Source organism: Mesorhizobium sp. M6A.T.Cr.TU.014.01.1.1, assembly GCF_004022765.1.
GTDB lineage: Bacteria > Pseudomonadota > Alphaproteobacteria > Rhizobiales > Rhizobiaceae > Mesorhizobium > Mesorhizobium mediterraneum.
The window spans coordinates 170,205-181,312 of record NZ_RZPG01000014.1; the positions used below are offsets into that span (position 1 = coordinate 170,205).

Consider the following 11,108-nt stretch of genomic DNA (forward strand, 5'->3'; position numbering starts at 1 on the left):
GTCGATGCCGTCGAAATCCGCGCCGAATCCACCGGTCCAGAAGACGTCGGCCGTGCGCTCTCTCGAACACGAGAAGCACGAAGAATCAAACATCGAAGAGGAGCTCGAGGAAGGGCTCGAGGACACGTTTCCGGCCAGCGATCCGGTGTCGATCACCGGGACTTCCATTTCCGGCGCTCCCGCAAGGCCCGGCAAGGCCAAGATCGTGGCTGGAATGAAGAAGCGCAGGAAATGACTTCCATCAGGCTTCGGTGAAGCCGGGCTGAAATGGCCACGAAAACGGGCGGTCAGGATTTCCTACCGCCCTTTTGCTTTCGAACCTCAGAACGTGCTGGGCACGATCCACGGATCGATGTCGATGCCGAGTCGCGGCTCCCTTTTTTCAGTAGAGCCATCGCGAGTGGCCGAGCCTACCTTTTCGACCGATCCGGTCGCGCCGCAATCGAGCTTGATGTTGGTGTCGGCGCAGGCGGCCGGCGCCTGCTTGCCGGGCTGACTCTGGCCGGCGAGGGCCGCGCCCGACAATGCCAGGACGGCCGCGAGGGTGAGGATTGTCTTTTTCATTGTCTGTCTCCGGTTTCGGCGGCTGAACTTTTTTGTACATGTACGGTATGGCGTACATATACGCCCGACAGTCGCGGGGCTCAAGCCGGAAGTCGTACATGTACGAACAATTTTATTTGAATGTTTGGAATTGCATCGCGTCGGCACGCACCGAGTTGCGCCGCCCGGCGCCGTTCACCAGTGCCTTACGAGATATTCAGGTCTTCGAAACCAAGATTCCTTCAGCAGTTGGCCGGCGTTCCGGTCAGCGGCGGCACGTCCTGAGTGGCCAGCCCGGCAAGCGTGAAGTCGCACATCCGCTTCACGAAAGCCTGCTGATCGCCGAACGGATAGAAGGGAAAGGTGATCAGCAGCGAGATCGTGCCGTGGCCGACTGCCCACAGCATGGTGGCGATGGCGCGTGGGTCGCCCTTGAGCCTGCCGGCGGCAACGCAGGCCTCGACTCTGCTGATCAGCACCTTCATCAACGGGTTGCCCTCTTGCATCTCGGCGAAGGTCCTGCCTTCCGGCGGTCTGGTCTTTTCCGTCATGAACACCGTGCGGTATTCGTTGGGATTGCCAAGGCCGAAGGCCGCATATTCGGTCATCACCACCTGCAGCGCCTCGATCGGATCGTCGGCCGGGTGATCCTCGATACGCTTGGCCAGAGTCTCGAACGCATCCTCGGCCAGCGCGAACAATATGTCCTGCTTGTCGGCGAAATAGGAATAGACCGACATTGGCGCATAGCCGACGCGCTTCGCCAGCTTGCGGATGGTGAGGCCTTCATAGCCTTCCTCCTGCACGAGCTTGTGCGCCGCATCGACAAGCTCGGAGCGCAGTTCGGCCTTTTGTTTCTCGCGGCGTGTCTGGACGCTGAGCTGCAATTTGCCTGCCTTTATCCGTTGGCGGTTGGCTAAATTATATACGCTGTACGGAAACGGACAAGGCGCTGTCAAAACCAGCTTGAGCATTCCGACATGTCCGTTTTCTTCTCACGTAGAGTGTTACTCTGGCCCAAACGGGCAACATCGGGCCGTTACAACCGACCGATAGTTCGCCGTTCTGCAAAAATTCCGTTTGGGGGAGGCCAACATGGCCACGACTGAGCTTTCGTCCGGCGTGTCGGACGTGGATCCACTTTCTCATGGTGCCAGGCTGGCGCTCAGGCGAGTCGTCATGGTTGCATGGTTGGCGATCGCACTCGGCTTCGCCATGGAGGCCCTTATTCTGGCTGGCAGATTTGCAGCAGGCTCCCACCCGGCTACCACCCAGGTCCTGATCGAATTGGCGCAAGGCGTGACATGGGCGTTCTTCGTCTGCGCCGGCGTCAGCCTCGGAACGGCGCTCGCCAAGGTGCGAGCCTCGCTCGGCGGCTTGATCAGCGCGATCTCGGCGCCACTGGCGATGGGCATCGCCAAGGGGACGCAAAAGGTCATGGTAAGTGCGCTTGATGCGGCCGCAAAGCCGGCCATCCTCTCGCTCACGACGTTGGGGGTGCTGCGGGCGATCGAATACGGCCTGCTCGGCTGGATACTGGCCTCGCTGGCGTCGAAGGAAGAACCCCGTCCGCTCCATTTCACGCTGGCAGGCGCCTTGATAGGCGCGGTGTTCGGCGGCGGAATCACGGTGCTGACGATCGAGACGGCCGCGGTGAAGGACGTTGCCCCGCACTGCCGCAGGCTATCGCAACCGGCCTCAACGAGATCGTGTTTCCGATCGGTTGCTCACTGGTCGTCTACATCGCTCTGCAGATCGGCCGGCACATGAAGTTCATCTCCAGCGACGCTCGCTGAGCCGTCTATGCCGCTTCTGGCTGGCGCTCGATCAGGGTCAGCGTCAGCCAGCGCGCGGTCAGGGCCGGCTTTTTCGAACCCTCGATCTCGATGGTCACGTCATGCGCCGTCTGCACCCAGCCCGACGGCCTGACCTTGACGTCGGCCAGCACGAAACGGGTGCGGATGCGCGCGCCGGTCTTCACCGGCGCCAGGAAGCGCAGCGAATCGAAGCCATGGTTGACGCCCATCTTGCTGTTTTCGAGCGGCGGCATGGTCTCGAAGGTCATCGCCGACAAAAGCGAAAGCGACAGGAAGCCATGCGCGATGGTGCCGCCGAACGGCGTCTCGCGCTTGGCCCGCTCCGGATCGCAGTGGATGAACTGGTGGTCGTCGGTGGCGTCGGCAAACTGGTCGATCATGCGCTGCGAGACCACCCGCCACGGCGACACGCCGACTTCCTTGCCGACGCTGGCCAGAAGCACATCGAGACTGATCGGTTCCACGCTGATGTCCTCCATTTCAACCGTCCGGAGCGCGAGCGGCTTCATTCCTTGAACAGTGTCAGCCCATGCTGCACCGACTGCCCGCCATCGATCGGCAGGACGGCGCCGGTGACATAGCTGCCGGCACGGCTGCACAAATAGAGCGTTGCGCCGGCAATGTCATCCGGCGCGCCGATGCGACGAAGCGGAACATGGCCGCCGACATGGTTGGCCTGTTCCTCGGTCGCGGTGGCGAAGGCGGTCATCCGGCTCTGAAAGGGCCCGGGGGCGAAGGCGTTGACGGTAATGCGACGGGCGGCGAACTCGATCGCAAGCGTGCGCGTCAGATGGTGAACCGCAGCCTTGGAGGCAGAGTAGGAATAAGCGTCGTCGGCCAGCGGCTGTGTGCCCATCACCGAACCCAGATTGATCACCCGGGCCGGATCGGCGTCGCTGGCGGCAGCATCGAGCAGCGGCAGAAGCTCGCGCGTCAGATGGAAGACGGCGGTGACATTGACGCCGAACACCTTGGCCCAGGCATGGTAGGGGAAGCTTTCCAGCGGCGCCCCCCAGGAAACACCGGCATTGTTGACCAGGATGTTCAGCCGCTCCGTCCGTGCCTTGACCTCGGCGACCAGCGCAGCGATGCCAGCCTCGCTGGAAACATCCCCGGAAAAACCCTCGGCCCGGCCGGAGCCGCCGAGGCCGTTCAATTCGCCGGCAACGCTGATGCAATCCTCGCCCTTGCGCGAGGCGATCATCACGGTGGCGCCAGCCCTGACCAAAGCGGTTGCCGCCATGCGGCCGATGCCGGTCGCAGCCCCGGTCACCAGCGCGGTCTTGCCGGCCACCGAAAACAGCTCGTCCAGATAGCTCATTGCAACTCCTCCGCGCGCCCTGCCTCGTTCAAGGGAAGGGCTTCGCGTTGACAAGACTAACCGAACTGCGATCATCCGTGCCACGGGTAAAGTGCCGTGGTTAGGGCAAATCTCTTCAGGCAAATGACAGTGCCCAATTTGCATTGGAGATCAATTTTGTTGAAGTCAGCGCCGCCCCTCATCGCCCTGCCGGGCACTTCTCCCCGTATAGTGACGGGGAGAAGTGGCTGAAGCGATTGCCTGCCTGGTGCGCCGCTGCCTGACCCGAACCTACTCCGCCGGCTCGACATTGGTGTAGGCGGCTTCCTCGAGCTCGCGCTTCAGCCGTGATGCTTCTTCCACCTTCGGCGTGACGAAGCGGCCGAGCAAGAGATAGGCGACCGGGGTCAGGAACAGCGTCGAGACGGTGGCCAGGCCCAACCCGCCGACGATCACCCAGCCGAGCGCGATGCGCGCCTCGGCGCCGGCGCCGCTCGCCAGCACCAACGGCACGCCGCCGAGCACGGTGCAGATCATCGTCATCATCACCGGCCGCAGCCGGATGGTGGAGGCCTGCTCGATCGCCTCGCGCACGCCAAGCCCGCGGTCGCGCAACTGATTGGCGAACTCGACGATCAGGATGCCGTTCTTGGCCATGACGCCGACCAGCAGCACTAGGCCGATCTGGCTGTAGGCGTTGAGGCTGGTGCCGCTGAGCAAAAGGGCAAAGATCGCGCAGGCGAGGCCGAGCGGCACTGTCGCCATGATGATGACCGCGCTGACGAAGCTCTCGAACTGGGCGGCGAGCACCAAAAGGATGATGACCAGCGAGAAACCGAAGATGGTGATCATGGCACTGTTGGTTTCGCCCAGCGTCGCCGCCTCGGCCAAGGGGACGATGCGGCTGCCCGGCGGCAGGAGCGGCGTGGCGATTGCCTCGGCGCGGGTGAGCGCCTGGCCGAGCGCGAAATCGCCGCTGAGGTTGGAGGTGATCGCCACCGACGGCTGTTGCTGCTCGCGGGTCAGCGAAGGCGGCACGGCGCGCTCGGTCAGCGTGGCAATGGTCGACATCGGCACGAAGCGGCCGTCGGCCGTCTTCAGGAAGATATTCTCCAGGTCGGTTGGATCGTTGATCGGGTTGGTCGTCGAGACGAGCTTCACCCCGTAGCTGCGGTCGGCGATATAGACGTCGACGACATCATTGCCGTCGAGCATGGCCTGGAAAGTGTCGGCAAGCCCGGTGATGTCGATGCCGAGGTCCGAAGCGCGCTCGCGGTCGATGGCCACGGAAAGCTGGGGTTGCGTCGGGTCGACGGAGAGCCGGGGCGACTGGAAGCGGGGATCCTTCTGCATCTCGGCGATGATCTTAACCGCAGCGTCGCCGAGCGCCGCGCGATTGTTGCCGACCAGCGCGAACTGCAGGCCATTGCCGGCGCCGCGAATGCCGAGGCTGTTGGGCTGCATCGGAAAGACGCGCACGCTCGGCACCTGCCGAGTGAGCCGGCTAATGTCGGCCATGATCTGCTGCTGGCTGCGCGTGCGCTCGTCCCACGGCGCCAGCGTCATCACCATGAAGCCGGCATTGTAGGCGCCGTTTCGGCCGGCGCTCTCGAACGTGTTGCGGATTTCGCCGGAATCGCGCAGCGGCTGGATCAGTTTCTCGATCTTCTCCATCTGCTGCGTCGTGTAGTCGAGGCTGACCCCTTGCGGCGCGTCGACGCGCATGAGCACGACGGCACGGTCCTCGGTCGGCGTCAGTTCCTGGCGGATCGTGCCAAACAGCGTGAAGGCGGTGGCTGCAAACAGCAGCGCGACCAGAAGCACGATCCACGGCGCGTCGAGGCAGATGCGCAGGCAGCGCCGGTAGAGCATGTTCAGCGCGCCGCCGATGCGGGCGCCGATGCCGCTGCCGCCTTCGTGGTGAAGCGGCGCGGCCGACAGCATGCGTGAGGCAAGCATCGGACAAAGCGTCAGCGCCACGACGGCGGACAGAAGCACCGATATGGCGAGAACGAAGCCGAATTCGCGGAACAGGCCGCCGGTCTGCCCGGGCAGGAAGGAGATCGGCACGAAGACGGCGACCAGCGTCAGCGTCGTGGCGATGACGGCGAAGAACACTTCCTGGGCGCCGAGCACGGCAGCGGCGCGTGGTCCCATGCCTTGGTTGCGTCGTCGCACGATGTTTTCCAGAACGACGATGGCGTCGTCGACGACCAGGCCCGTCGCCAGCACCAGGGCGAGCAGCGTCAGTATGTTGACCGAGAAGCCGGCGAGATAGATAGCGGCGATCGTCCCGATCATGGCGACCGGCATTGCGAGGCCCGGAATGAGCGTCGCGCGCCAGTCGAGGAGAAACACATAGATGACGATCAGCACGATGGAGACCGACAGGCCGAGGGCGATCTCGACCTCATGCACTGCGCCGTTGACGAAGACCGCATCGTCGCTGGTGACCTTGATCGACATGCCCTGAGGCAGGTCTGCCTGCAGGTTGTCGACGGCGGCCCTGACGCCGGTCGAAATATCCAGCGTGTTCGATTCCGCCTGGCGGATGATGCCGAGACCGATGCCGGTCTTGCCGTTCGAACGCAATGTGGTCTGGCCGATGTCGGGGCCAAGCGTGACGGTGGCGACGTCGCGGATGCGGGTCGTGCCGCCGATGATGATGTTCTCGAACTCCTCCGGCGTGGTCACGTCCGCCGTCGTGCGCACGATGAGGTCCTGGTTGGTCGTGGTGATCGAGCCGGCCGGCGAATCGAAAGCGACCGAGGCCAGCGCTGCCCTCAGGTCGGCGACGGTGAAGCCCAGGCTGGCGAGTTTGTTCTGGTCGACATCGATGCGAAAGATCTTGTCGCGGTCGCCATAGACCTGGACGTCGGCTACGCCGGGCACGGCGGCAAGCTCGTCCTCGATCTGGTCCTGGACCAGCACCGTCATGTCCTGCACCGACATGGTGTCGGAGGTGACAGCCAGCCGCATCACCGGCTCGGAATTGGCGTCGGCCTTGACGATGCGCGGCGCATCCGCCGTGTCCGGCATCTGGTCGGCGACGCGGCCGACGCCGTCGCGCACATCGGAGGCGGCGACGTCGAGGTCGACGCCGTCGTTGAATTCGATGGTGACGCGGCTCGTGCCGAAGGACGAAGTGGACGAGATCGACTTCACACCGGAGACGCGGGCGACCGCGCCCTCAATCACGTCGGTCAATTCGCGGTCGACGGTCTCGGCCGCCGCGCCTTCAAAGGTTGTGTTAACGGTGACGACGGCGCGGTCAACGTCCGGCAGCTCGCGGATTTCGACGCCGTAGAAGGCGGCAAGGCCGGCGACCGCGATCAGTGTGTTCAAGACGAAGGCCATCACCGGCCTGCGGATGAATAGCGCGGTAAAGCCTGTGTCGCTGGCGGCGTTGTTGGAAGCGGTCATCAGCCGTCGGCGTCCGCGGCGCGCTGTTCTTCGCCGGCGATGGCGACCTCGCCGCCTTCGCTGACGCTCTGGGTGCCTTCGGTCACCACCATGTCGCCGCTGACGATCGGGGCGTCGATCAGCACGGTCTCGGTGTTGCGCTGGATGATGCGGACGGCCACCCGCTTGGCCTTGCCTTCCGCGATCGCCCAGACATAGGCGCCGTCCGACCCCCACTGGATCGCCAGCGGGCTGACCGCCGGATAGCTGTCGCCGGGGAACTTCATGGCGATCCGGAAGGACATGCCGGCACGCAGCGAATCGGCCGGATTGGCGATCTTTGCCTTGACCAGAAGGGTACGGCTGGCTTCGTCGATGTGGTTGTCGATGGCGGCAACCGTTCCGGTATAGGCATTGTTGGGATTGGCGATCGGCGTCGCCGACAATTGCGCGCCGACCTTGACGGCGGCGGCGAAGCGCTCCGGCACCCAGAATTCTACCAGTATGCTGGAGCGGTCGTCGAGGGTGGCGACCGCCGACTGGCTGGTCACATAATTGCCGGCTGATATCGGCAGGATGCCGACGACGCCGGCGATGGGCGCGACGATCGAGCGGCGCTGCAAGGCCAGTTCCGCATCGCGAAGCGCCAGCTTGGCATTGGCCAGCACCACTTCGGCATCGGCAACGGCGACCGCCGTCGCGGCGTTGGATGCGCGCAGCGATTTGACCCGGACGAGCTTGGCCTGCGCATCCTGCAAAGCAACTTTGGCGCGGTCCTGTGCGATCACCTCGGTGTCGGAATCGAGGGTGGCAATGACCTGCCCCTTTTCGACATGGGCGCCGGACTCGACCACGAATTCAACGAGGCGGCCGGAACTGTAGGGATTGACCGTCACCGAGGCGTTGGCGCGGCCAGTGCCGATTGCCTGCAGGCGATCGTTGATGACGGCCGCGGCCGCCGGCGACGCGACGATGGTCACCCTCTGGCCGGCGGCGTTGCCGCTGCCTGCTTGCCCGGCCTTATCGACGGCGCCCGTTGGTGGCGTTGCGGCATAAGCCCAGTCGATGCCCCAGCGCGCCAGCACATCCGGCGCGCCTGGAAAAAAGCGAACCCAGGCGGCCGCGGCCGCGACGAGGATCACAAGTGCAAAAACGATCTGTTTCCAGGTGGCCATCGGCGCTCCGGTTGGCAAATATACCGTCTACAGTTCCCAAGGTGAAGTAGACGCGACGGCATACTCCGACACGCAGGATGACTCGCCGATATCAAAGCTTTATGGCAATTCTCCCGCTCGCTTGCACATTAAATCGGTGTAACGTTGATAAGGGCTACGCTCGGGTCGAACTGGATCAGCCGGCTGCCGCCAAAGGGGGTAGTGGGTCAGTTTAACGCCCGGCGATGCGGCGGAAGAAGCGCTTGGTGCGCAGGATCGGCTTCAGATTTGGCTCCCTTTGCTATCAATCCTCTTCAAGTCGAGCCGCGGAATGAGAAAGTCCAAGAATGCTTTAACCTTGGGAGGCTGAACGCCGCCGCCTGGCCGGATCGCATAGAGGGTCGGCTCGGGCCCTGCCCACTCGGGCAGGACGCGGACCAGTCTTCCAGCGGCAACGTCCGACTTGACGCGCACATGGTTGGTCATGAACAGGCCAACTCCTTCCAGCAGGAACCCGTGAAGGGCCTCTGGATCGCTGGCGACGGCCACTGCTCGTACTTTGAACTGGGACCGCTCGCCGCCGCTCGATAGGGGCCATTCTACTGCCGGACGATTGAAATAGAACTCTGTCAACAGACAGGCATGTTCCGCTAGCTCCGAAGGACGCTGTGGCGTTCCTGCGCGTTCCAGGTAGGCCGGGGCTCCATAGATGCCCATCGGCAATGCGCCGAGCCGCCGAGCCGTGAGCGTGGAATCGGGGAGGGTGCCTTCCTGGAGCCGGAAAGCGATGTCGATGTCCTTGGCGACGAGGTCGACGACCTCGTGCCCAAGCAGCAATTGCGGGAACACCTCTGGATAGAAGCGGCGAAACTCGGTGAGCAGCGGCGCGAGGACGCGAGTTGCCAGCCAGTACGGGGCTGTAATCCGAAACCACCCGCGCGGATGTTGCTGCAACTCCGCCACTGCGTTCTCCGCGTCCTCCAGATTCTTCACCACTCGCTCGCAGTGCTGGAAATAAACCGCTCCCGCTTCAGTCAGCTTCAGGCTGCGTGTTGTCCGATTGAGCAGTTGTGTGTGCAGTCTGGATTCCAGCTCCTGCACCTTCCGGCTGACCCGTGTCTTCGGCACCTTGAGCACGCGCGCTGCCGCTGTGAAGCTCCCCTCCTGCACCACCTTTACGAAAGCGACCGTATCGCTGAAGTCGCGCAGCATATGGGGCCTCCAGCAAATTCGGATTGTCTCTCATTTCGAGACATTGATGTCTGAATCCGCTCGATAATCAAGCCGTATCCTTGGGGGTAGATCATGATTGTCCTATCAACAGCAAACCCAACTGGAGACTACCATGATCAAATCCCTAGCGATTGCCGTCGGTGCGCTGACGCTTTCGGCAACTGCTGCCGGTGCGCAGAGCGTGCCGCTCCGCAACATCGTTCTCGTCCATGGCGCCTTTGCCGACGGAGCTGGATGGCGGGGCGTCTATGACCAACTGACAAGCCGTGGCTATAAAGTCTCGATCGTCCAGAACCCGCTCACGTCGTTCGAGGACGATGTCGCCGCAACGCGTCGCGTGCTCGCCCGGCAGGATGGGCCAGCCATTCTCGTCGGCCATTCCTACGGTGGCACGGTAATTACAGAAGCCGGCAACGCTGCCAATGTTGCGGGCCTCGTCTATGTCGCCGCCTTCGCGCCAGAGGTCGGTCAATCCACGCTGGACCAATATGCCGAGGTTCCTCCGCCGCCGAACTTTCAGCCTGACGTGCAGCCCGATGGCTTTGCGTTCTTGAAAACTGAGACGTTTAAGGACGGCTTTGCTGGGGATACCAACGATGCCGACGCCGCATTCCTGCGCGACTCCCAGGTGCCGATCGCTATGAGGGCGCTTGAGGCCAAGGTGACGACGGCGGCATGGAAGACCAAGCCGAGCTGGTACGTTGTCGCGACTGAGGACGGCGCTATTGCGCCCGAATTGCTTCGGAGCACCGCCGATCGTATTGGGGCGGTCACGACCGAGGTCAAAGGCAGCCATGTGGTGTTCCTTACCCAGCCAGAGGCTGTAGCCGACGTGATCGAACAGGCTGCCAAGGGTGTGGTGCTGGGCGATACCGCGGTGGCACCGAACTGACATCGCCCAACCGTAGCTCTGAGCCACGGCCAAGAGCGCAAGCGGAAAACGCGCAAGATGCTAGTGCATCCCCCGGGGGCGTCATCGACGCTCCCGGCATATGACAGGAAGGTCGGATTAGGACCCGGTCGAGTCGTCGCTTTTGGTGCTCTTTGAGACGCGGCAGCGTTAGAGCGGCGGAGTTTCAAACCGACTCGTACCGCTGCTCTATTGTGAGCATCGGACTTCTCAAAGCCGGTGCTCACCCCCGGGCCCGAGGGCAGGCTTCTGGTGCGAGCCGCTGAACTCAGTCCGATCCCGCCTGCCGGTCGTCGAGCGAGATGTCTGGAGGACTTGTTGAGGGCCTCAAGTCTGTTGCGCTGCGACGCCCGCTCGGCGGTCCCGTTCTTCGCTGATGGAACCAACAGCCGGGACGAATGGTTCCAGCCGTTCGGCCGCGCCGCCATGCAGATCCGCCGAAACCGTCGGGCTCCAGTCCCCGTTTGCCATGAATACGCGTTGCAGACCGGGCACGGGGCGCGTGATCCTTGAAGTTTCCTGTTTTGTTCCCATATAGAAGGACAGGATTGGAGACGGTTCCGCCGCATGGGGACAGGCTAGCCCCTGGCTTTGCGCGGCTAACAGTTCTCCGCAAGAAAGTTTGAAATGGTTGTTGACAGTTTGGACGGGCGCCGACTATATACGCCTCACCAACGAGGGCGGCGCGCCGCTGGCGACGAAGAAGTTCGCTTCTAGATCTGCCCTCTGCGAAATTCAAGAGAGCCGCG

Annotated in this window: 10 protein-coding genes; 3 read left to right on the plus strand and 7 right to left on the minus strand. The window is 63.2% G+C overall.

The genetic code is table 11. The features are described 5' to 3' along the window. The first annotated feature begins 4 nt into the window (after positions 1 to 4). Positions 5 to 235: a hypothetical protein gene (locus EN885_RS17740; RefSeq protein ID WP_095488556.1), complete on the plus strand. Its 231-nt coding sequence runs from the start codon at positions 5 to 7 to the stop codon at positions 233 to 235. Between the two features lie 86 nt (positions 236 to 321). Here EN885_RS17740 and EN885_RS17745 read toward each other — a convergent pair whose 3' ends face one another. Next, positions 322 to 564 (minus strand): DUF680 domain-containing protein, encoded by a 243-nt coding sequence (locus EN885_RS17745; RefSeq protein ID WP_126105089.1) that lies wholly within the window; start codon positions 562 to 564, stop codon positions 322 to 324. Between the two features lie 221 nt (positions 565 to 785). Next, positions 786 to 1,430: a TetR/AcrR family transcriptional regulator gene (locus EN885_RS17750; RefSeq protein ID WP_126105090.1), complete on the minus strand. Its 645-nt coding sequence runs from the start codon at positions 1,428 to 1,430 to the stop codon at positions 786 to 788. Between the two features lie 208 nt (positions 1,431 to 1,638). On the opposite strand from EN885_RS17750, the gene EN885_RS17755 reads away from it, so the two are divergent. Beyond that, on the plus strand, positions 1,639 to 2,313 hold the full coding sequence (locus EN885_RS17755; RefSeq protein ID WP_128242872.1) for a hypothetical protein: 675 nt from the start codon (positions 1,639 to 1,641) through the stop codon (positions 2,311 to 2,313). A 31-nt stretch (positions 2,314 to 2,344) separates the two neighbouring features. Here the strand turns inward: EN885_RS17755 and EN885_RS17760 are convergent, their stop codons facing one another. The 5 genes from EN885_RS17760 to EN885_RS17785 all read right to left on the minus strand — a co-directional run bounded on the left by EN885_RS17760 (position 2,345) and on the right by EN885_RS17785 (position 9,428). Further along, positions 2,345 to 2,839, minus strand: coding sequence for a MaoC family dehydratase (locus EN885_RS17760; protein ID WP_029348059.1), 495 nt, complete (start codon positions 2,837 to 2,839; stop codon positions 2,345 to 2,347). A 26-nt stretch (positions 2,840 to 2,865) separates the two neighbouring features. Beyond that, the gene (locus EN885_RS17765; RefSeq protein WP_126105092.1) at positions 2,866 to 3,681 is read right to left on the minus strand and encodes an SDR family oxidoreductase; all 816 of its coding nucleotides are present in this window, start codon (positions 3,679 to 3,681) and stop codon (positions 2,866 to 2,868) included. Between the two features lie 270 nt (positions 3,682 to 3,951). Beyond that, positions 3,952 to 7,083 carry an efflux RND transporter permease subunit gene (locus EN885_RS17775; protein WP_128242870.1) on the minus strand — a complete coding sequence of 1,044 codons (3,132 nt, stop codon included), beginning with the start codon at positions 7,081 to 7,083 and terminating at the stop codon, positions 3,952 to 3,954. Further along, complete coding sequence (locus tag EN885_RS17780) at positions 7,083 to 8,237, minus strand: efflux RND transporter periplasmic adaptor subunit (RefSeq protein WP_128242869.1); 1,155 nt, start codon at positions 8,235 to 8,237, stop codon at positions 7,083 to 7,085. The genes EN885_RS17775 and EN885_RS17780 overlap by 1 nt, the downstream gene beginning before the upstream one ends. A 261-nt stretch (positions 8,238 to 8,498) precedes the next feature. After that, positions 8,499 to 9,428 carry a LysR family transcriptional regulator gene (locus tag EN885_RS17785; RefSeq protein ID WP_128242868.1) on the minus strand — a complete coding sequence of 310 codons (930 nt, stop codon included), beginning with the start codon at positions 9,426 to 9,428 and terminating at the stop codon, positions 8,499 to 8,501. Between the two features lie 133 nt (positions 9,429 to 9,561). On the opposite strand from EN885_RS17785, the gene EN885_RS17790 reads away from it, so the two are divergent. Continuing rightward, positions 9,562 to 10,341 (plus strand): alpha/beta hydrolase, encoded by a 780-nt coding sequence (locus tag EN885_RS17790; RefSeq protein WP_127294676.1) that lies wholly within the window; start codon positions 9,562 to 9,564, stop codon positions 10,339 to 10,341. Positions 10,342 to 11,108 lie beyond the last annotated feature (767 nt).